This window comes from Aequorivita sp. CIP111184 (assembly GCF_900489465.1).
GTDB lineage: Bacteria > Bacteroidota > Bacteroidia > Flavobacteriales > Flavobacteriaceae > Aequorivita.
The window spans coordinates 49,686-71,113 of the sequence record NZ_UEFQ01000024.1; the positions used below are offsets into that span (position 1 = coordinate 49,686).

18 protein-coding genes and 1 pseudogene are annotated in these 21,428 nt (G+C 36.3%); 1 reads left to right on the forward strand and 18 read right to left on the reverse strand.

From position 1 onward, the window contains the following. Positions 1-29: 29 nt before the first annotated feature. The 17 genes and pseudogenes from AEQU1_RS09490 to cysQ all read right to left on the reverse strand — a co-directional run bounded on the left by AEQU1_RS09490 (position 30) and on the right by cysQ (position 16,744). Positions 30-620: an acetyltransferase gene (locus AEQU1_RS09490; protein ID WP_111880656.1), complete on the reverse strand. Its 591-nt coding sequence runs from the start codon at positions 618-620 to the stop codon at positions 30-32. 173 nt (positions 621-793) lie between these two features. Then, on the reverse strand, positions 794-1,402 hold the full coding sequence (locus tag AEQU1_RS09495; RefSeq protein ID WP_111880658.1) for a sugar transferase: 609 nt from the start codon (positions 1,400-1,402) through the stop codon (positions 794-796). A gap of 4 nt (positions 1,403-1,406) precedes the next feature. Next, positions 1,407-2,528 carry an ATP-binding protein gene (locus tag AEQU1_RS09500; protein ID WP_111880660.1) on the reverse strand — a complete coding sequence of 374 codons (1,122 nt, stop codon included), beginning with the start codon at positions 2,526-2,528 and terminating at the stop codon, positions 1,407-1,409. A gap of 133 nt (positions 2,529-2,661) precedes the next feature. Beyond that, positions 2,662-2,898 (reverse strand): annotated as a pseudogene (locus AEQU1_RS09505) (sugar transferase); the annotation flags it as partial. A 69-nt stretch (positions 2,899-2,967) separates the two neighbouring features. Next, positions 2,968-4,131: a glycosyltransferase family 4 protein gene (locus AEQU1_RS09510; protein ID WP_111880661.1), complete on the reverse strand. Its 1,164-nt coding sequence runs from the start codon at positions 4,129-4,131 to the stop codon at positions 2,968-2,970. Further along, on the reverse strand, positions 4,121-5,224 hold the full coding sequence (locus tag AEQU1_RS09515; protein WP_111880663.1) for a glycosyltransferase: 1,104 nt from the start codon (positions 5,222-5,224) through the stop codon (positions 4,121-4,123). The genes AEQU1_RS09510 and AEQU1_RS09515 overlap by 11 nt, the downstream gene beginning before the upstream one ends. Beyond that, positions 5,221-6,522: an O-antigen polymerase gene (locus AEQU1_RS09520; protein ID WP_111880664.1), complete on the reverse strand. Its 1,302-nt coding sequence runs from the start codon at positions 6,520-6,522 to the stop codon at positions 5,221-5,223. The genes AEQU1_RS09515 and AEQU1_RS09520 overlap by 4 nt, the downstream gene beginning before the upstream one ends. 83 nt (positions 6,523-6,605) lie before the next feature. After that, positions 6,606-7,637, reverse strand: a complete 1,032-nt coding sequence (locus AEQU1_RS09525; protein ID WP_111880666.1) for a RimK family alpha-L-glutamate ligase — start codon at positions 7,635-7,637, stop codon at positions 6,606-6,608. Then, complete coding sequence (locus tag AEQU1_RS09530; RefSeq protein WP_111880668.1) at positions 7,634-8,872, reverse strand: oligosaccharide flippase family protein; 1,239 nt, start codon at positions 8,870-8,872, stop codon at positions 7,634-7,636. The genes AEQU1_RS09525 and AEQU1_RS09530 overlap by 4 nt, the downstream gene beginning before the upstream one ends. Positions 8,873-8,894: 22 nt before the next feature. Next, positions 8,895-9,893 carry an SDR family oxidoreductase gene (locus AEQU1_RS09535; protein WP_111880669.1) on the reverse strand — a complete coding sequence of 333 codons (999 nt, stop codon included), beginning with the start codon at positions 9,891-9,893 and terminating at the stop codon, positions 8,895-8,897. A gap of 350 nt (positions 9,894-10,243) precedes the next feature. Further along, positions 10,244-11,629, reverse strand: coding sequence for a nucleotide sugar dehydrogenase (locus AEQU1_RS09540; protein ID WP_111880671.1), 1,386 nt, complete (start codon positions 11,627-11,629; stop codon positions 10,244-10,246). 489 nt (positions 11,630-12,118) lie between these two features. Continuing rightward, the gene (cysN, locus tag AEQU1_RS09545) at positions 12,119-13,375 is read right to left on the reverse strand and encodes a sulfate adenylyltransferase subunit CysN (RefSeq protein WP_111880672.1); all 1,257 of its coding nucleotides are present in this window, start codon (positions 13,373-13,375) and stop codon (positions 12,119-12,121) included. 40 nt (positions 13,376-13,415) lie between these two features. After that, positions 13,416-13,769 (reverse strand): four helix bundle protein, encoded by a 354-nt coding sequence (locus AEQU1_RS09550; protein ID WP_111880674.1) that lies wholly within the window; start codon positions 13,767-13,769, stop codon positions 13,416-13,418. A 167-nt stretch (positions 13,770-13,936) separates the two neighbouring features. Next, positions 13,937-14,842: a sulfate adenylyltransferase subunit CysD gene (gene cysD / locus AEQU1_RS09555; RefSeq protein WP_111880676.1), complete on the reverse strand. Its 906-nt coding sequence runs from the start codon at positions 14,840-14,842 to the stop codon at positions 13,937-13,939. 57 nt (positions 14,843-14,899) lie between these two features. Continuing rightward, positions 14,900-15,526 carry an adenylyl-sulfate kinase gene (gene cysC, locus AEQU1_RS09560; RefSeq protein WP_111881382.1) on the reverse strand — a complete coding sequence of 209 codons (627 nt, stop codon included), beginning with the start codon at positions 15,524-15,526 and terminating at the stop codon, positions 14,900-14,902. A 7-nt stretch (positions 15,527-15,533) separates the two neighbouring features. After that, entirely contained in the window at positions 15,534-15,956 is a 423-nt protein-coding gene (locus AEQU1_RS09565; RefSeq protein ID WP_111880677.1) for a DUF2061 domain-containing protein, read from the reverse strand. Beyond that, positions 15,956-16,744: a 3'(2'),5'-bisphosphate nucleotidase CysQ gene (cysQ, locus tag AEQU1_RS09570; RefSeq protein WP_111880679.1), complete on the reverse strand. Its 789-nt coding sequence runs from the start codon at positions 16,742-16,744 to the stop codon at positions 15,956-15,958. The genes AEQU1_RS09565 and cysQ overlap by 1 nt, the downstream gene beginning before the upstream one ends. 383 nt (positions 16,745-17,127) lie before the next feature. Here cysQ and AEQU1_RS09575 point away from each other — a divergent pair, with 383 nt between their 5' ends. Further along, positions 17,128-17,619 carry a Dps family protein gene (locus AEQU1_RS09575; RefSeq protein WP_111880680.1) on the forward strand — a complete coding sequence of 164 codons (492 nt, stop codon included), beginning with the start codon at positions 17,128-17,130 and terminating at the stop codon, positions 17,617-17,619. A 95-nt stretch (positions 17,620-17,714) separates the two neighbouring features. Here the strand turns inward: AEQU1_RS09575 and AEQU1_RS09580 are convergent, their stop codons facing one another. Continuing rightward, on the reverse strand, positions 17,715-21,428 hold the full coding sequence (locus AEQU1_RS09580) for a metallophosphoesterase (protein WP_111880682.1): 3,714 nt from the start codon (positions 21,426-21,428) through the stop codon (positions 17,715-17,717).

A 21,428-nucleotide genomic window follows, 5' to 3' on the forward strand; every position in this document is an offset into this window, starting at 1 on the left:
TTTTAACATATATTCTAAATTCAAAAAGGTCAACCAATTATTCTCCCTGGATTTCCAACTACAACCGCCCCATCAGCCACATCCTTAATAATTACAGCTCCTGCCCCAATTGTGACCCATTTTCCTATTTTGATTTCAGGCAATACACAAGCTCCAATTCCAATATGGGTGCCTTCACCCACTGTTACTCCGCCCGCTAAACTAGCATTGGGGGAAATGTGTGCAAAATCCTCTATCTGGCAATCGTGTTCAATGACGGCACCGGAGTTTATGATGCAATGCTTTCCAATTGAAGTACAGGTATTTATTACAACATTTGCCATAATAACGGTTCCGTCTCCTACTGTTGACCAAGAAGAAACACTTGCAGTACGATGTATAAGCAAGCCAAAGTTTTGGGTAAGTTTTTCTGCAATTTTCCTTCTATTTCTATTATTGCCAATTGAAACTATCCATGGCTCATATGCATTAGAAGGTTCGGTAAGAAATTTTTGAACCGGAATATGGCATACCGCCTCCACTTTGGGATTATCGTCATATATACGTGTTATCTCCTCGCTTATGGATTCTGCAATGTCAATTACAGATTTACAATGTCCGCTTGCTCCGTATAGTATCATTTATAATTAAATTATTTCGTTTCTTAATCGGTGGTCTCGATACAAATTCAAATGCGCTGCGCTTTTTGAATTCACTCGGACACCTTCAATCTTGCTTTTATTTATAAATCCTAATCAAGGTCCCTGAGTGCGTTCTTCCGCCCAAAAAGCGAGAACGTGCATCGAAGGACCAGTTATTGCTTACTGCCCTTGAATGTCTCTGCGGTCACATGTCCTTCTTGCGATATACCTTCCCTGATAAACACTTTTTTTACCGTAAGGAAGAAGATCTTTACGTCCAACCAAAAACTGATATTATCTACATACCATACGTCCAATTCAAATTTGCGTTCCCAGCTTACGGCATTGCGGCCATTTACCTGTGCCCAACCTGTTATTCCCGGTTTCACATCGTGCCGTCTGCGTTGGGTTTCATTGTACAAAGGTAAATATTCCGGCAATAAAGGTCTTGGTCCCACAAAGCTCATATCTCCTTTTAATACATTCAGTAATTGCGGTAGCTCGTCCAAAGAAGTTTTGCGCACAAAATTACCAATTGCCGTAAGCCTTTTGGCATCGGGCAATAATAGGCCACTGTCATCCCGCTTATCGTTCATTGTCTTAAACTTGATGATGGTAAATATGCTTTCTCCTTTGCCCGGCCTGCGTTGGTAAAAGAAAGGTTTTCCATTGTTAGCGATTATCAAGGCTATCCACACTAAAAAAAATATAGGACTTAAAATCACGAGACCCAATAGTGCAGAAAGCAAATCGAATAGTGGCTTTATGATGATTTTGTACATAAGGCTAAAGAATAAAGCTATCAAAGTTCGCTTGGGTTATTATTTTTACTTCAGTATTAGGATAGTTAGTACTAAACTGTCTGGGGATTTTTACACGGGCTCTAGAATTCCATTTAAACTCATAGCCAGTAATCTGGCCATCTGCCTCTTCAATAAAGTCCAGTTTTTTTTGATCCTTTGTCCTCCAAAACCAATAATTAACCCACTTCCCTTTATAATCCAAATATTTAATGCGTTCAGAGATTAGAAAATTCTCCCAAAGTGCACCAACGTCTGTCCTATTTTCAACCTGATTAAAGTTGGCTATAAGTGCATTGCGTATGCCATTGTCATAAAAGTATATTTTTTTGCTGTTCTTTAACTCATTGCGAACATTCCGGCTAAAGGAGCTCAACTTAAAAATTACGTAAGTCTGCTCTAATACTGTAACATATTTTTCAACGGTTTTTGAATCGAGGCCACAAAGTTGCCCCAACTCGCTGTACGAAACCTGCGAACCAACCTGGAGCGCCAAGCCTTGTAACAACTTCACCAATTTTTCAGGTTTTTTTATAGTTTCCAGCATTAGCACATCTTTATAAAGATAACTATCCGTCAATTGTTTTAGCAGTTCCTTCTCATTTCCCTGCTGTTTTACCACTTCGGGATAATAACCGTATAAAAGCCGGTGCGGTAGTAAGCGCCGCTCTTCCAGCAATCCGTGGTGTGCCACCATTTCAGAGAAAGAAAGTGGGTAAAGTTTATACTCCCACTTTCGCCCAGTCAGTGGCTCATTGACGCTGTTTGCCAATTCAAAAGAAGAGCTTCCGGTGGCAATAAGCTGTACTTCTGGCAAAGTATCTGTTATTAATTTTAATCGTAGTCCAATGTCTTTAATACGTTGCGCCTCATCAATTATCACTATTTTCTTTTTGCCAATAATCGCCTTAAATCGGTCTGCTGAAACACCTTCAAATAAGTTTTGAATATCGAGTTCGTCTCCGTTCAACCAAATCATTTCTTCATTGGCCAAAAATAGTTCTTTTAGCAAAGTGGTCTTGCCTACCTGCCGTGGCCCCATGACCAAAATGGCCTTACCATCAAAAAGCTTATTCTTTATTATACCCTCTAAACTGCGTTTTATCATATATAAGTAAAGGCCAAAAATACAACTTTCTCGGAATCAAATCCATAAAAAGCACAACTTTTTCGGAATCTGTTACCTGAAATTTGAAATATTCTATGATATAAAATAATTGGGCTTATTTATAAAAGAATGGCTGTTTGGCGTCAGCTAACAATTGTCCATTGTCATCGCGCTTGTCATTCATTGTCTTAAACTTGATAATGGTAAACAAACGCTCCCCTTTTCCCGGTCTTCTTTGATAGAAGAAGGGTTTGCCATTGTTGGCTAAAGCCAGACCTATCCAAACCAATAAGAATAGGGGGCTTAAAATCAGTAGACCAACAAGGGAACAGATAAAATCTAAAAAGGGTTTTATGAGGTTTTGGTAGATCAATGTTATGTATTTGGTTTACAAAAATAGAGATAAACTTGGAGGCATTGAAAATTCCGCGTAATTCAACTATTTCTTTTCTTCCAGTAGGCTCTGATACTCGGCTAGCAGAGCATCCCAAACCTGCTGCCTTTCGTAGCGGCTTGTTATTTGGATTCTCGCATTGCTTTTTAAGCGATTATAAAGTTCAATATCATTTATTAGTAATTGCATCGCTTCTGCTAATGCTTCAGTATTCTTAGGAGGAATTATTAATCCGTTTACGTTTGGGATTATAATTTCGTTACAGCCATTAATATCACTTACAATAGAGGGTAATCCCATCGCGCCGGCTTGCATTGCAACATTGGGAAAACCTTCGCGATAACTAGGAAAAACTAAAGCATCTGCCGCTGCGAAATAAGGACGTACGTCGTTCTGATATCCAACCGAAATAATATTAGGGTTGTTTTCTATCGCAGTTATTGTCTCCCGTTTTAATGGATCTAGCTCCCCCTCAAAAGGACCAACCAATAATAATTTCGAATCCTGAATTCTGAATTCTGAATTTAGTTTCGAAAAAGCTTGAACCAGTTCATTTATCCCTTTGTCTCCCACTAGACGCCCGACGAATACGAAGACAAAACTATCTGCCGGAATATTTAGTTCTTGGCGGAAAGTATTTCTCTTTGCAGTAAAAATTGAAGGATCAAAGTATTGGGTATTTATACCATTGCTACTGCCCTGCCCTATTATTTTAAGCTTTTCTGGCTTGGCAAGGTTTTCAGCAACTATAAAATCATAAAGACCTTTGGAATTTGGATATACCTTAGTGGCAAATCTATAGGTAAGCTTTTCCACAAAGTCTAGTAATTTTCTTTTTTTGCCTGTGGCTTCCATCAGGGGAAGTCCGGCCACGGTATGCAATCTATTTGGGATTCTGGCCAACCAAGCAGCCATCATCCCAACGATTCCTGCTTTTGGGGTATGGGTGTGGACAATTGTTGGTTTTTCTTTCTTAAAATATTTATATAGTTTATAAAGTGATTTAATATCAGAGATAGGTGTTATTTGGCGAGTCATTTCAACGTGATAAGTTTCATAACCGTTATTCTTGCCTAAAACCTCCAAACTTTCTAAATCTGCCGAAATAGCAATTACCTGAAAATAATCTTGCATAAATTCAAGTTGTCCCTCAAGAAGCTTCTCAAGTGACATAGGTACAGTTGTAATACGGATAAGTCTAGGCTTCATTCAAATAAAAATCTATTTTAGAAACAAACGATTCTACACTTCTTGTATCTAATTCATCATCGAATAATTTTCTATTCTTTGTATTATCAGTGACTAAGCATTTTTCCATCTGCGTCGCTAAATCATTTACATCATTAGTTTCTGATACATAAACTCCTTTTAAATTTTCAATGCCTCCAGCACACTTAGTTGAAACTACGTTAGTATTTTGGGACATCATTTGAAGTAATACATTGGGGAAACCTTCGATTCGGGAAGAAACTACGCATAACTTTGCTTCTCTGAAATATGGATATATGTTATCTACAAAACCAGGCATCAAAATTTTATGTTTTAAACCTAAATCAGCTATTTTGCCTTCAAGTTTATTTCTTAGCAAGCCTTCACCAAAAATCACCAATTTATAATCAGGAAAATCAAAATGAAGAATAGCGAATGATTCAATTAAAATTTCATACCCTTTTTCTGGAATTAATCTTCCTGCGGAAACTATATATGGGCCATCAAACATTATTTTATTTATTTTAACTAAAGCCAAAGTTTTAATCTTTTCCAAGTCAAGCGGATTGCCAATAACCTCAATTTTAGTTGCCTTTTTAATCCAAGAAATCCCATTTATAAGCTGCTCCTTCATTAATTCACTTTGGCAAATAAGCAAATCTAATCCAGGATATCCATACCTATACTGAGTTTTGAAAATTTTCAATTTTAATCCATCAAATCTTGAAAATGTTGACGTAGATTCCCTGCCCACGTGGTATTTTGTTTTCAGAACATTGAGTCTTCTCATTAATCCTACCAAACCATTAGTATGAATATGTGATGTGAAAGTGTAATCGAAATTAATATGGCGCAACTTGTAGATACTTTTTATCACATTAAAAACTCCATACCTTTCTTTATTACTAGCTCCATAGTATGAAATAAATTCCGACTTATCCCAAGCGCCTGATTTCCTTTTTTTAAAAAAAATAACAAAAACACTAGCTACTTTCTTTTCTTTAAAATAATCTCCTAGAAGTTTTAAAAACTGTTCAGCTCCTCCAAGATTATCATTGGGTAAGACGATTAAGATTTTTTTCTTGTGACTCACTGCTTTTGGCGTTGAATTTTATAAGTTGTAAAAAAGAATATTAAAAATAATATAAATGTAAAATTATAGAAATAGTTAGCTGGAAGACCAGTTCTAATCCAAATCATGCTGCTCACAATAAAATAAGCATAGATGTAAATATAATCAGCGTTTATTGCTGACACTTGTTTAAAGGTAACATCAAAAACTTTGAATAAAAAGCCCGTGAAATAAGAAACTAGAATAATTCCAATAAATCCTAAGCTATAAAAACCTTGCGCAAATATTCCTGGTGGTATGGACTTCACCGACACCCCAACCATATAAAAACTGTTTAAATAGTTACTGCCCACTATTCCTGGATTCCAAGATGAAGGAATTATCTTTCCGAAAGTACCAGAAACAAAATCCGAAAAAACAAAATAAGAATAATTCTCTTTTATTGAATATGATAAACTATAGTAAGGGAAGCCAAATTCATTCAATAATATTTCAAATATAGAGCTCGAGTAATTTGCAGATGCTAGTGATCTATTAGAAAAAAAGAAATCAAGGATCGGAAGAAATAACAAAAATACAAACCCTAAAATTAAAATTTTCAAATTAAATATTTCTTTCCTTTTCAACATTGCTGAAAATAAAAATATAAGGATAAGGTCAAGAATTGACTGCCTCCCCGGGGAAAGATATAGATACAGAATAGATAAGACAATAAGGGAAGTGATAATAATGAAAAATCTAACAACGTTATGAAGATTTTTATTAAAATAGAAAAAAAGTAATGGTATTATAGCAAGGAAAATAAATCTAAAAAAGAATGTATGAGCGGTGTCACCATCTTCAACGCTAATATAGTAACCAGACCGAACCAAATTAGCATTTTCAATAGCGTTTGACAATGAGCCAAAACCGGTAACGTAAAAATATAATCCTGCTAATGAGAATAAAAAGATAATAGATACATACAATTGAGGTAATCTTTGACGACCGAAGAACTTTGGCGATATTGCGATTATTCGAATATTAACTCGCCGATTATAGCCAAGGAAAAAAAATATTATACCTAAACAAATACAAAAGAATGTAATAGTCATTAATTCAGTATTCCCTTGATCAGGAACTATGTAAGCGATATTTAGACCACTTAATATTTCATAATTATAGACTGATAATGAAATTATAGGAGATACTATATAAAATAAAAAAAGATATATACACGAGTATGTAAAAAGAGACCACCCATCTTTACGTAACCTACGTAGTAAGGAGACGAAAAAAAATACACCAATTAAAATATAAAATATAATAAGAATAATCATTATATGTCTCTAAGTAGTTTATATCAAAGATTATTGAAAACTAAATTATTGGTAATATTAATTATTTTCTAGAAACTCTAATATCAAAATTTGTCAGACTCAATTATTCCATTAATTAAATTCTCAATTATCCATTCCTGTGGATTAAAAATGCCACCGGTCCAACTTAAATTATTATTCCAGTATCCAGGACATTTGTCATAGGCATGAACTGAATATCCAAAACTGATTTCTACAATTAATGGATTATTATTGGCGTCAAAAACAAAGTCAAAAGCAATACTTTGAGATTTGATTTTCTTATTAACTTTAAAGGCTATTTTCACACACCTTTCATCTACCGCCTCTTTATCATAAATAATAACTCCACTACCAGAAGCTCTGAAATCTCTCGCTCGAGTCATTCTTTTTAAGCCAAAAGCTCTATCGCCTATTACTACGATCCTTATATCAAATGAATTATCAGGAATAAAATCTTGGAAATAAACATAACCCTTCTCGTATTGTGACATTTTTTCAAAATCATTTGGTCGCAATAATCTTGAAATACCGCCAAAAACAGTTTTAATGGAGGCGGTTCCCTGTCTGTATTTATTAATTCGATCACTTAAACCGTACCAAGGATCATGTTGAGCAAAACCTTTTCCAAAAGATTTTTTAATCAACTTTTTGCAATTATCCACACTACGCACTAACCGCACATTCTGCCCTCCAGCCCCGCCTCGAAGTTTGAAGACTTTAGGATAAGTTGTATTGTTTGCCCAAAGTAGTGCAGATTGTTCGTCATAAAAAATAGATGTAGGCACTGATGGAGCCCCTACAGCTTCCAATAAATATTTCTGTCCAATCTTGTCGTCAAAATGCCATGCAGTATTAAAATTCGGAAACACCTGAAGGCCTGATTGTTCTAAAGAAAATAACAACCCTTTTGCAAAAACTGCATCCCCATAGTTATTGTGATGGTGATGCCATAACAGTCCAGAACAATCCTTCAATTGTTCTACGATATCAACACTATAGCAATTTACAATTTTGAAATCAATATTTTTGTCTTCGCAGTAAACTATCCATCTATCTGAAAAACTATCCTTTCTGTTGTGAATTGCTATTTTCATTTAATACGTTTTTTATATTTATAAAATAACCCTAAACCCATCATCCATCTGGAAAGACTCAAGTTAAGCGCGGCGCCTATTATTCCAAAATAAAAAATAAGAGGAAAGGCTAAGACGAAACCAATCATAGATGAAATAATAGTGTTTTTCATAACAAGTTTATCTTGCCTATTTATTATGAAATAATTTACGCCGTAAATATTGTACAGAGTATATCCGATCAACCCCAATGCTAATATTGCAAGAATCGTAAAAGCATTATCATCCTGTATGTTTAAATACCAAAAAACTAACTTATAGGAAACTAGACACAGTGCTGTAAGAATTATTGAAACTGCCAACATTAACTTTTTATATCTCAAGAACGCATGCTTTTTTCTATTAAGAAAAGGAAAGAAGACTCGTGATAATATTTCTATCAAACTAACACAGAAATTAATAATAATTTTAATAGCATTAAACACACCAACGAAAGTATTGTTTGTGAGTATGCCTAGCAGAAAAGTGCTTGTATTGTTATATAAAGTAGGAACGAATTGATTAATAAATATAGGAACATTACCCTTAATTGTTTGAACAATGATTCGGGGCTTCAACCATAAAAATTTTAATTTATACTTTCTGACCAAAATAAATTGACCTACCAAACCAGCACCCACAAAACCAGCACTCTGTAATAGAGGAAAAATCCAATAATCTGTTTCTTTCTTTATAAAAATAAATATGCAAATGGTGAAGAATAGCTTAATCCCTAAATTTAAAAAAGTGATATACTTCATTTTTTCAATTCCTTGAAAAAACCATTCTGGAAAAAGAGCTTGCCCCAATAACATTGGAACAGTCAGAAAATATATCAATCTATTTTCATAAAAGGGTTTGTAACTATAAACTACTATAGTTATAATTATAAAAGAAAGAAGAAGGAAAATTGCCTTTATCGTTAAAACCTTACTGTATATTAGATTTAATTTTTCGGGACTATCTTTAAATATTGCTACATCTCGTGTAGCTGTATATTTGAAACTAAAATCGGTTAAGGCAGTAAAATAAGCTATTAAAGAGGCCGCGAAGACAATTGTTCCATAATTTTCAAATCCTAAAACACGAAGAACATAAGGTAATGTTATTAAAGGAAGGATCATTCCCACCAGTTGTAATGCTGATAGCGAAATAAAGTTTTCCAAAAGGACCTTCGCATCCTTTCCCTTAAACAGATTCCTTAGTTTTTTAAACACGCGTTCTTATTCAACAATAATATTATCCCAAATTCCCCCAATACCATTCCACCGCCTCTTCAATACCTTTGTCAATGGTATGGCTAGGGGTATAGCATAAAAGTCTTTCCGCCTTCTCCACAGAAGCCAAAGAATGTGGAATATCCCCCTTGCGGTTTGGCCCGTGCTTAATTTCAACCTCTGCAATAGCGGGGTCAAAGGTGCTTAAATGCTTTTTAAGCAATTCAGTAAGCTGTACCAAGGTAGTTCTGTCGCCTACTGCCGTGTTGTACACTTGGTTGAGTGCTGCCTCATTTTCGGTGGTGATGGCTAAAAGGTTCATCTGTACCACATTGTCTATATAGGTAAAATCGCGGGAGTAACTGCCATCGCCATTAATAAGCGGGCTTTCGTGCTCCATAAACTGTTTTACAAATAGCGGGATTACCGCCGCATAAGCGCCGTTGGGATCTTGGCGTCTGCCAAAAACATTAAAATATCGCAAGCCAATGGTGTTTAGGCCGTAGCTATTGTAAAAATTCTCGGCATAAAGTTCGTTTACATATTTGGTGATAGCATAAGGCGATAAGGGTTTCCCTATTACATCCTCCACCTTTGGCAAAGCCTCACTATCGCCATACGTAGAACTACTGGCGGCATATACAAAACGTTTTACCCCTGCATCGCGTGCTGCTACCAGCATATTTAAAAATCCGCTTACGTTAACCTCGTTGGAGGTAATGGGATCGATAATAGAGCGCGGCACCGAGCCGAGCGCTGCTTGGTGCAGCACAAAGTCTTGCCCTTTGCAGGCAGTATTGCAGGTTTTCAGATCGCGTATATCGCCTTCTATCAACTTAAAGTTTTCATCCGACAAAAAGGGCCCAATATTATGCTTATGCCCGGTAGCGAAGTTGTCTAGGCAGGTTACGTTTGCCCCTATTTTCAAAAGCGCCTCCACGAGGTTGGAACCGATAAAGCCGGCGCCGCCTGTGACGAGTATATTTTTATTTGCTAGGACTTGGAATTGTGTGTAATCCATTACTTTTTGGTTAATTTGGGATTAGTGATGCGTGATTCGTGATTCGTGATTCGTGATTCGTGATTCGTGATGCGTGAATCGTAAATCGTAAATCGTTACTTATCAACTTCGTTGATTCGTTATTCTTTACTTCATTACTTCTCAACTTCGTTGATTCTCTGATTAGTATTCGTTATTTTTTAAGCTAGTGGTTTGTTATTTCGTTCCCATTTCATGAATCGCAGATTCCCGATCCCGATAGCTATCTGGAAACAAATCGCGAATCCCGTTTTCCGAATATCAATCCCAGTCTACCGAATCCCGAATCCCGATAGCTATCGGGAAACGATTCCCAAATCACGCTTTCCAAATTACAACTTAGCCGTTGCGTTTTCAAGAACGCCTTTCACGTCATAAACTATCGCCATTTCTTTTTTAAACGGCTCCAGGTCCAGTTTTAAAAATTCGTTATGCGCTACTCCTAAAACGATGGCGTCAAATTGGCCTTGTTTGAGGGAAGCGGTGGTTTCTATACCGTATTCGTGTTTTACTTCTACTGGGTTTGCCCACGGGTCGTAAGTGGTTACTTTTACGCCGTAGTCGCACAGGGCTTTTATCACGTCTACTATTTTAGTATTGCGTACATCGGGGCAGTTTTCCTTAAAGGTAACGCCCAGCATTAGCACTTCTGCAGAGCTGATGGCGATGTTTTTTTTGATCATACACTTTATTACCTGACTGGCTACATATTCGCCCATGGAATCGTTCAATCTTCTTCCCGCCAAAATAATTTCTGGGTGATAGCCTTTCTCCTGCGCCTTTTGCGCTAAATAATATGGGTCAACACCTATACAATGCCCACCGACCAAGCCGGGTTTAAAGGGCAAAAAGTTCCATTTGGTGCCTGCCGCCTTTAGCACTTCGTGGGTATCGATTTCCAAGAGGTTGAATATTTTTGCAAGTTCGTTCACGAAAGCAATGTTAATATCGCGCTGCGAATTCTCAATCACTTTTGCAGCCTCAGCCACTTTGATGCTGGGGGCTAAATATGTACCGCCGGTAATAACCGAAGCGTAAAGGGCATCGATCTCCTTGGCCGCCTCTGGGGTTGAACCCGCGGTTATTTTAAGTATTTTATCTACGGTATGCTCCTTATCGCCAGGATTAATACGCTCTGGAGAATAGCCAACAAAAAAGTCTGTATTAAAAGTTAGGCCGCTTATCTTCTCAAGGACGGGTACACATTCGTCTTCTGTTACCCCGGGATAAACTGTTGATTCATAAATAACCGTATCGCCTTTCTTAATAACTCTGCCAACAGTTTCACTTGCTGCGTATAAAGGGTTAAGTACGGGTCTATTGTTTTTATCAACGGGTGTAGGTACTGTTATTATATAGTAGTTGCAATTTTGGATATCCATTAAATCGCTAGTACAAAACAAACCCTTTTTAGTTTTATCAGTGGTTATGTCAATGCCCTTTTCTTCCAATAGGTCATTTAAGTCGCCCATAGGCATACTTTTTAGCAGTACTTTTTGTAATACATCATCTGCAACTTCTAGAGTACTGTCATGGCCCTTTTGAAGTGCCTCTACCCTATTTTTATTGATATCGAAACCTATAACTTGATATTTTGTTGCGAAAAGTCTGGCCAAGGGTAGCCCAACATAGCCAAGACCTATAATGGCGATTTTCACGGAGTTATCTGCTCCTATTTCCTGTAATTTTAACTTTGGTGATTTTTCAACTACTCGCATGCTTCTTTTTCATATATATGTTAAATTCCAAACTCATTGATATCCAAATTGATAAAACCAACTCATCAAAAAATTTTGAAGCCGCAAAGATAAAAAACCTCTTTCGATAAAGTGGTAGCTTTTAACGTTAAAATGTATAAGTAGTTTTTAATGAAAATAAAATCAAAATAGAAATAGAACTATTTGAATTTATGCATCTAACCCACAATAACAATCGGGATTAAAACCGGAATCGAAATTCCAATCTTGAATAACTCAAAGTTAACCAACAGAAAACAGACAACAGACAACTGATAACTGTGAATAGGTGAATAGGTAAATAGGTGAATAGGTGAATAGGTGAATAGGTGAATAGGAAAGTATATAAATTATTTATAAGCTGTCAACCTATTCCAGTACTAAACAATAATCACTAAATACTAACTACTCAATACTAACTACTCAATACTAACTACTCACTACTAACTTCTCAATACTAACTACTCAATACTATACAATCATCCCCGCCGCCACAGTTTCATTGGTATTGTCATCTATCAATATAATACTCCCGGTAGTGCGGTTGGTGCCGTATGAATCTATCATTAACGGTTTTGTCGTTCTTATGGTAACCCTTCCTATTTCATTCATAGTAAAGATTTCCTCTTCGGTTATACGATTGTAAGTGTTGATGTCTATTTTGTACAAAACGCTCTTTATCATCGCTTTTTGGGAATTCTCAGTATGGCAAACCGTGTATTTCGCTCGCGGCTGTGAAGGTTTATTACTCATCCAGCACAGCATTACGTCAAATTCCTGTGAGGTTTCAGGTCTGTTATTGGTCCTTACAATCATATCGCCCCTACTTATATCAATATCGTCTTGTAAAGTAATAGAAATAGACATTGGTACGTATGCCTCGTCCACCTCTCCATCAAAAGTGTCAATACTTTTTATTTTGGAAGTAAAACCGGATGGAAGCGCCACTACCTCATCTCCCTTTCTGAAAACCCCGCTTGCCACCCTACCCGCATAACCTCTGTAATCTATAAAACCTTCTCTTTGCGGACGCAGAACGGTTTGTACTGGGAAACGTGCATCTATTTTATTAAGGTCGTTGCTAATATGTAGCGTTTCTAGCGTATATAATAAGGTCGCCCCCTTATACCAATCCATATTCTCAGATCTGTTTACCACATTGTCGCCATACAAAGCACTAATTGGAATATAGGTGATATCTTGAATTACAAGTTTGGATGACAATTCCTCGTAATGTGCAACTATATCGTTATAAACAGACTCATCATAATCAACCAGATCCATTTTATTGATACAGACAATTAAATGTGGTATTTGTAAAAGGGAGGCGATAAAAGAGTGCCTTTTGGTCTGTTCAATCACGCCGTGTCTAGCATCCACAAGAATTATTGCAGCATTTGCCGTTGAGGCTCCTGTGATCATATTTCGAGTATATTGAATATGACCAGGTGTATCGGCTATAATAAATTTTCTCTTAGGGGTAGTAAAATATCTGTATGCAACATCTATAGTAATGCCCTGCTCCCGCTCTTCCTTTAGACCGTCAGTAAACATGGCCAAATCAATATTGTCATGTCCCTTTTTCTTGCTAGTTTTTTCCACAGCCTCCAATTGGTCTTCAAAAATTGATTTTGAATCATACAGCAGCCTACCTATTAAAGTGCTTTTCCCATCATCAACACTTCCTGCAGTTGTGAATCTTAGTAGTTGGTTGTTATCTATTTTCATTTTAATGCTTTATGCCGTAAGCTATAGGCTTTAGGCTATTTTACTTTTTTAACTTTTTACTTAAATTATAAAGTTTTCTCTTAATGTCATTTATCGCCTTTGAAAATTTTTCTTCAGATTCAGTAGAAATAATGGACAAGTCTTTAGCCAGAATAAAAAAATACTCTAGTTCATGAGCTGATCCTAATGCTATCTGTACAAACCTATTGAAATCCTTGTCTGAATCTCTTCCGCACCCTTCACAAAAATTAGAAGGAATAGAATATGCAGCTCTTTGCATTTGACTTGTTAGTTGAAACTTTTCAGAATTAGGAAATTCAGAAGTAATTTTATAAACTTCCAAAACAAGTTCGTGACTTAATTTCCAAACATCGTATTTTCTAAAATCTCTCATATTTTAGTGCTTTAAGCTTTAGGCTTTATGCTTTGAGTCCTGTGCTTGTTATCTTTTATATTAAGTTTACGTCTTTGCACCCTAACTTTATTTTATTTACTCCTTTTGAACATTCTTAATTTTCACTTTATTAAATCGCATATAGCTTATGGCCTACAGCTTACAGCCTAAAAATACCCCTGCCTCTTCCTATCTTCCATCGCCGTTTCAGAACGCTTATCATCTGAACGATTCCCGCGTTCCGTCATTCGCATTGTTGCAACTTCTTCTACAATTTTCTCCAACGTATCCGCATCACTTTCTATTCCGCCTGTAATGGTAATGTCCCCCAAAGTTCTAAAACGAATTTTTTTAGAAACTACCGCTTCCCCATCTTCCAATTTCAAAAATTTAGAATTTGGAATCCAAGAATCACTTCGCCATACCACTTCTCTATCGTGTGCTAAATAAAGAGATGGAATTGCTATGTTTTCACGTTTTATATAGTTCCAAACGTCCATTTCCGTCCAATTGCTTATAGGAAACGCACGGAAATGTTCTCCTTCAAAGTGCTTTCCATTTAAAAGATTCCAAAGTTCCGGCCGTTGGTTTTTAGGGTCCCACTGTCCAAAATCGTCTCTATGCGAAAAAAAGCGTTCCTTGGCACGAGCTTTTTCCTCATCCCGCCTTCCACCGCCTATGGCACAGTCAATTTTATTGGTTTCAATAGCATCTAAAAGCGTTGTTATTTGAAGCGCATTACGGGTAGCGTTTTTTCCTTTTTCCTCTGCTACCCTACCTGTGTCAATAGACTCCTGTACAGAGCCCACTATAAGTTGTGCGCCAAGTTCCTCAATAAGACGATCGCGAAATTCTATGGTTTCTGGAAAATTATGGCCTGTATCTACATGCATTAAAGCAAAAGGAATTTTTGCGGGATAAAATGCCTTTTTAGCTAAATGTGTAATCAATATAGAATCTTTCCCTCCAGAAAATAATATCACCGGATTCTGAAACTGCGCCCAAACTTCCCGAAGGATATAGATGGCTTCCGATTCCAATTCATCTAAATAATTTAAATAATACTTACTCATAATATTTTTTTTAAATCGCAAGGTTAAGCCGATTGTTTATACGTTGCTTCAGGATCGTTATTTTGAGGAAAGTGAAGCAACCTTATATAGTTTACTCTTTATTCTTTTCTCAATTTCGGTCAAAATCAAAGCAACACTGTCCTCCACCGAAACAACAGTCGTATCAATTTCAACATCTGGTGCCATTGGCGCTTCGTATGGTGCGTTGACACCTGTAAAGTTTTCAATTTCTCCCGCTCGAGCTTTGGCGTATAATCCTTTTACGTCCCGACGTTCACATTCTTCTATAGGGGTATTCACAAAAACTTCCACAAAATTTCCATAGCCTACAATCCGTTTCACATTTTCACGATCTTCGCGATAAGGTGATATAAAAGACGCTATTACAACTAACCCGGCGTCTATCATCAAGTGGGCTACTTCAGCTATACGACGGATATTTTCAGTTCTGTCTTCTGGAGAAAAGGTGAGGTTGTTATTTAATCCTTTACGTACATTATCGCCATCCAATAAGTATGTATGAACATCTTTTTGGAATAATTTCTTTTCAAGAGCGTTTGCTATTGTAGATTTCCCTGAACCGGAAAGTCCCGTAAACCAAATCAAGATAGGTGTATGGCCCATTAATTTATTCCGTCCTTCTTTTGTAATGCTGAAATTATGTGGAATTACATTTTCTTCCATAAAAGTTTTATTTTCTGTTTGGCAATCCATAATTGGTGCGATACCAAGCGCGTTCGTGAAGATAATATAAAATCATTTTTGTTAAAAGTTCCGAGAGACCAATCTTAAGTCCGGTCAATGGATTTCCTGTAATTAACCAAGAAAGTAACATAGTATCTAATGTTCCAACCCCACGCCAAGTAAAAGTTTTAGCTATATGGCGTTTTCTACTTTCTTGAATAATCCCTTTTTCTGAAAGGTTGATTTTAAACCACACCCTTTCGTGAAAATAGTATAAAACCATTTTTGTAATAATTTCTACGAAACCAATCTTAAGTCCCGTCAAAGGGTTGCCCGTAATATACCAAGACACTAAAATAGTATCAATAGTACCAACAATCCGCCAAGTTATGGTTTTGGCAATATGTCTTTTTCGGGATTGGTCCTGCATTAGGTTTTTACTACAAAATAGTTGTTCAATAAGTTTGGCTTGTTGTACTGCATAGAATTTTCAGTAGATTGATCTATTACCTCAACTCCAACAGCTCTGCAAATAGCATGACCTGCAGCAGTATCCCACTCCATTGTAGGAGCGTATCGCGGATAAATATGTGCGAGTCCTTCAGCGACCAAACAAAATTTTAAAGAACTTCCTTTTGACACAATTTCAACCTTATTCTCTTTTTCAATTTTTGAAATAAAATTTTTAGTCTCCTCATTCAAATGGGAACGACTGCCTACAATTTTCACTTCGGAAGTGGCTTTACTCGGACTAATCTCTTTGGCATTTTCTAATATTTCTTCAATCGAAATTTCTTCCGAAGAAATAATCATTTTTTTTGAAGTGTTCCCATCCTCAGAAGTAAAATACAGCTCTTTTGAAACTGGAACGTAAATTACTCCCAGCATAGGCGTGCCATTTTTTACCAAAGCAATATTCACCGTAAATTCACCATTCCGCTTAATAAATTCCTTGGTGCCATCTAACGGATCTACAATCCAACATTGGCTCCAATCTTTCCTTTCCAAATAATCAAGTTGCCGGTTTTCTTCACTAATTATTGGAATATTAGTAGGTTTTAAATATGTATTTATTATTTCATTGGCGTTTTTATCAGCCTGCGTTAAAGGAGAATCATCACTCTTTGTTTCTACGCTGAAATCTGTTTCGTAAATTTTTAGTATTTCCTTTCCAGCATCCAAAGCAGCCTGAATGGCTACGTACAAGTTAGTTTTCATTGGGCTTTTTTGTTTCGGGAGAAAAGTTACAACTTTTGAATAAGGGAGCTGTTGTTAAAAATTCATTTCTATAAATTTTAATAGTAGAGATCAATATAGCTAAAACTTTAAATACTTTGGTGATTGTGTTCAGTATTCCAAATTCAATTAATTAGCCCCCATTTACGGATACTCCATACCAAAGCCATAGCAAAACCATAGCAAAGTCATTAAAATGTAGGAAAATGGCTCTTTTTTCCTACAAAAAATAATATGGATTAATACTTGAGATTTTTAACCATTAAAAAACCCTATTTCAAGTTAAAAAAAGACTAAACCCAGAGTATAAATTTACTACTCCCATCGCGTTGGTTATCTTTGTATAAACCTTAAAAACAATAACAATGAGCTATTTAAACCTTGATAAAAAGAAAACAACAACCACAGCTAAAGAACTTAACATCTTGTTGGCGGATTATAATTTATACTATCAAAAACTTCGAAATTTCCATTGGAATGTTGTTGGTGATAATTTCTTCGATCTTCATATTAAATTTGAAGAAATGTATGAAGACGCAAAATTAAAAGTAGATGAAATTGCTGAGCGAATTTTAACGTTGCGCTTTCAGCCTACGAGTAATTTTACAGATTATCTAAAAATAAGTAATTTAAAAGAGTCTTCATCTGAAACAAAAGATTTGCAGATGGTAAAAATTCTTTTGGAAGATCACGGCAAAATTTTGCAGCAAATGCGAAAAGTAATCGAAAAAGCCGATGCTGCAGGTGATGAAGGAACCATAGATATGATTGGCGGTTTTATTGGCCATATTGAAAAAATAAGCTGGATGCTGGATGCTTGGACGATGAAAACAGGTGATAACCACCCAGAAGCTTAAGTTTTCTTTATAAGCTTTATAAATTAAAAACTGGTAAAGGTTTTAACTTTTACCAGTTTTTTAATTTTTTCTACTTTTTTAAAATCGATTTTTTTCTAAAAATCAAATCCCAATCCAAAAGTAACCCTTGCTCCCTCTTTGGAATCAAAGATGCTGAAGTTGGCGTTCAATCCTCCTGACCCATTAATCCAAAAACCCCCACCGTAGGAATTATGCCATTTTTTGGAACTTTCCTCAGGTAACCAAACTCTTCCCAAATCTGTTCCTCCAAAAATTCCCGTTTGTAGTGGAATTAACCCAATCTTAAATTTAGGGAAGCTGTACCGAAGATCCGCACTACCCACTAAAAATGACTTTCCTGTAAAACGTTGTTCCCTGTATCCTCTCAACCCGTTGTCGCCACCCAAATTTGCTGCTTGGTAAAATTGATACCTGTCCCCAATATTAAGTTGATAATTCACAGTCGTTTTTAAAACTAAAGTCCTATTTTTTACCAAAGTATTGTAAAAACCAATTCGTGATTTTACAAACCCAAATACATCATCGGTATCTTTAATATTGTCTGTCACGCCTACATTTAAATCAAACAACATACCCAGCGTTGGGTTAAGAATATCGTCATAACTTCTGTAATTGTAAATACCTTCCAAAGTTCCAAAAAAACTGGTTTCTCCTTTGTCTTCTACATTTACATTCGATATAAAATTCTGGGGTGAGTTATTCACTTCATACCCATCAAAAGTGGTCTGCAGTTTGAAAAAACTACCAAAATTACTGTTGCGAAGCAAACCAATATTTGCCGAAATGTGCTGTACTTCTACTCTATTGAATTCATACCCTTCACTGTCCTGGAAATTCTGTGTTTCGTTTCCAAAGCCGAAAAAATTAATTTTAAAATTTGGGCTTGTCAGTTTTGCTCCAAAACTGAGGTTGAGGTTATCCTGAATATTAGCAAATTCACCAGAATAAGAAAACTCAAAGCTGTTTATGTCTGTAAAATACGCTGCATTAATTACATGTTTCTGTGAAAACGGATTTCGCTGAAAGTTATCAACCCGATAGACGAATTGTAAAGCCGCTCTAAAACCATCATCGGGATTGTAACCAATTGCTGAAACCAATCCCTGCGAGCGTTCAATCTGCTTCCTGTAATCGTACGTGTTTAAATTATAAACATCTGTAAAACGGAGTGTCCCGCCTTCCTTTTTCTCTACAGTATTTGGTTTGCTTTCATAATCGTAAACCTTTACTCTTCTTCCTTCCTCTAAATTAAAAACATCTTCATCTTGCCCCCCAATAATACGAATGTAAACCAAGTTGTTTTCATTTCCAGTGACAGTAAATTTATCTTTTCCGCCGAGACCATAAATCCAGAGCTCTTTGGTGTCTTTATTTGAATAAGTTCGGTCAATTAAGGTATCAGACTTAATTCCCTTTATGGTGGTAAAGCTTTTTACATTTGTTTTCCCGCCGGGTAAACGTGTAATTTCAAAAATATCATCATAATCAGTTCCAATAATGGTTTGTAGCGTAGAAAGATAACTATAATAGCTATCAGCAATATCCACTAGGTTCTTTTTACGTTCTTTCAGTTTTTGTTTAATTTCTTCAAGCGATTCGTCCTGCACTTCCTGAGGAAGTTTACTAAACGCCTTTTCAATTACACTGTCTGTTATGCTGTCCTGAAGTACTCTGGCAAGATATTTCCATTGGCCGCGACCTGAGTTTTCAAGTAATGCCCTGTCTAAAATAACACCTTCCTTATTGAACCATCCTAAATCTTTCAGATTTTTTCCATAGACGTGTGTCTGTTTAGAACCATTGAACAAAGAACGTGTAAAATCGAATATATTTCCATCAAAACTTGAAAAGGCATTATCGCGGTTTTTCGGGATGGGTACATATACATTTTTTTTGTAGCTGTTGTAATATTCTGCCCATTGCCAATGATCTGGCTCGCGGTCCCAATCGCCAATAAGCATGTCAAAAAGTCTGGATTTTATATAGTTTTCCTCATCCACAAGAACATCGCCCGTTTTGCGAAGCTTTATTAAAATATCATCCGTGGTTTCCACATCGTCGGGATATTTAAAAAGTCCTTCTCCTTCACTACTTTCAGATGGTTCTATGGAGATAAGATACAGATCATCCCCAAAATTTTTATTATAATTACCCAAACGTTTCTGCTTGGGCACATAAAACAATTGTGGAGTTGTATAAAAAATATTTATAGCCTGAGCCAAATCTGGTATTGCCATAACTGCATACGGATGTGAAGCTGTATAAAAACTAGCATTCTGTCCTTTAAGAGAAGGCACGTCTATTTTTTCAACTTCGGATGGCTTCGTATTGTTGTCTTCAAAAACTATTTTTTTAGAAATCTGAAGTGCATTTTTTTCCATGGCTCTCATCCTGTATCGATTGCCTTTTTCGTCTGCCAACAACAACGAATTATAATCCCCTTCATTACCTTCAAGAATTACGTGCAGCCCACCAAAAAGTGTATCTAAAGATGCTACTTTGGCACTGACTGGTTGCGAATAGGCATTCTTGTATTTTGCGCCCCACACTGTTTTGAAAAAAAGTGGTTCACTAATACTGTCCTGCTTATAAATTGGAACTGTATATTCCTGTGGAAATATTTCGGGATAATTTGAAACATCTAAATTTTTAGGAGCAGAAATAACTTCTTTCTGAAAAAGGAGTTCAGGCTTATTATTATCACCCTTTACAAAATAGCGAACCCAAGAAGAGCCATCTTCAAACACATCCAAAACCGCAAATCCTTGCTTTCCTGTACTGAAAAAACCATCTTCTCCCGTGGCAGCATAAGACTCTTTAGACCCAGCTCCCGAAACAATCTGGTGAAACCCTTCTTTCTCTATATATTGAAGGTTATGGTCATGGCCCGATACAAAAACAAGACGCTTGTTATTTTTGGCAAGTTGCTGCAATCGGCTCATAAAATTATTATAGAGCTCGTTATATCTATCTTGTACGGAGACCCCTCCCTGGGATCGAATCTGAACAACCAATGAAGATAAAATGGGTAAAGGAATTTTCTTTTGTGTTGGGTACAAATGTTTTTCCAATGCAAAATAACCCCCGTGATTTCCATTGGTGAACATAGGGTGGTGAAGGGCAAAAACAATGGTTTTATTTTGATTTTTTTCCAATTCTAATTGAAGCTCTATAAAAAACTTTTCGCGGGTTTTAATGTCGCATTTTTCATTGATGGTGGGATTTTTGTCCCAGTCTTCCAAAAACCATTGCGTATCGATAATAATTAACTGAATATTATCGGAAACGTCAATACTTTCCAAAGGGCAGCCATTACTGGGCTTGAATGCATCCTGATCAGGAAATTTAGATTCCACATAATTTTCTTCGCGCTCTACACCCAAAACGCCTCCGTTATACCACTCGTGGTTTCCTGGGATGAAAATGGTCTGTCCTTTATAATTGCTTACCGCCTTATGCTGGGCATCAATCATGTTTTCAGATTCCTTCCGTCGTGGATGACCTTCAGGATCCATTCCTGCGGGATAAATATTATCACCCAAATAAATAGTATAGTTCCCGGAAGTTTTTTCACTTTCAAGGTAATTTTGGAATGTAGCAAGCGCATCACTCATCCCGCCCATTGGGGACAGGCCGGCATCACCAACCAAATAAAAAGTTTTTTCTATTTTTTTTTCCGAAGGATATATAGGGTTAGCCTCTTTATCCCTAAACTGCGGCGCATACGTGGCACAGGAAGAAATAAAAAAAACAATAAAAAATAGAAAAAAGAACTTTTTAAAAACCAT

Excerpts from the sequence above, each read along its gene's own strand:
- AEQU1_RS09535 (WP_111880669.1), bottom strand. The coding sequence starts at position 9,893 with ATGGATTACACACAATTCCAAGTCCTAGCAAATAAAAATATACTCGTC.
- cysC (WP_111881382.1), bottom strand. The coding sequence starts at position 15,526 with ATGGAAGAAAATGTAATTCCACATAATTTCAGCATTACAAAAGAAGGA.
- cysD (WP_111880676.1), bottom strand. The coding sequence starts at position 14,842 with ATGAGTAAGTATTATTTAAATTATTTAGATGAATTGGAATCGGAAGCC.
- cysN (WP_111880672.1), bottom strand. The coding sequence starts at position 13,375 with ATGAAAATAGATAACAACCAACTACTAAGATTCACAACTGCAGGAAGT.
- AEQU1_RS09565 (WP_111880677.1), bottom strand. The coding sequence starts at position 15,956 with ATGCAGGACCAATCCCGAAAAAGACATATTGCCAAAACCATAACTTGG.
- AEQU1_RS09550 (WP_111880674.1), bottom strand. The coding sequence starts at position 13,769 with ATGAGAGATTTTAGAAAATACGATGTTTGGAAATTAAGTCACGAACTT.
- AEQU1_RS09520 (WP_111880664.1), bottom strand. The coding sequence starts at position 6,522 with ATGATTATTCTTATTATATTTTATATTTTAATTGGTGTATTTTTTTTC.
- AEQU1_RS09580 (WP_111880682.1), bottom strand. The coding sequence starts at position 21,428 with ATGGTTTTTAAAAAGTTCTTTTTTCTATTTTTTATTGTTTTTTTTATT.
- AEQU1_RS09495 (WP_111880658.1), bottom strand. The coding sequence starts at position 1,402 with ATGTACAAAATCATCATAAAGCCACTATTCGATTTGCTTTCTGCACTA.
- AEQU1_RS09490 (WP_111880656.1), bottom strand. The coding sequence starts at position 620 with ATGATACTATACGGAGCAAGCGGACATTGTAAATCTGTAATTGACATT.
- AEQU1_RS09575 (WP_111880680.1), top strand. The coding sequence starts at position 17,128 with ATGAGCTATTTAAACCTTGATAAAAAGAAAACAACAACCACAGCTAAA.
- AEQU1_RS09500 (WP_111880660.1), bottom strand. The coding sequence starts at position 2,528 with ATGATAAAACGCAGTTTAGAGGGTATAATAAAGAATAAGCTTTTTGAT.
- cysQ (WP_111880679.1), bottom strand. The coding sequence starts at position 16,744 with ATGAAAACTAACTTGTACGTAGCCATTCAGGCTGCTTTGGATGCTGGA.
- AEQU1_RS09525 (WP_111880666.1), bottom strand. The coding sequence starts at position 7,637 with ATGAAAATAGCAATTCACAACAGAAAGGATAGTTTTTCAGATAGATGG.
- AEQU1_RS09510 (WP_111880661.1), bottom strand. The coding sequence starts at position 4,131 with ATGAAGCCTAGACTTATCCGTATTACAACTGTACCTATGTCACTTGAG.
- AEQU1_RS09540 (WP_111880671.1), bottom strand. The coding sequence starts at position 11,629 with ATGCGAGTAGTTGAAAAATCACCAAAGTTAAAATTACAGGAAATAGGA.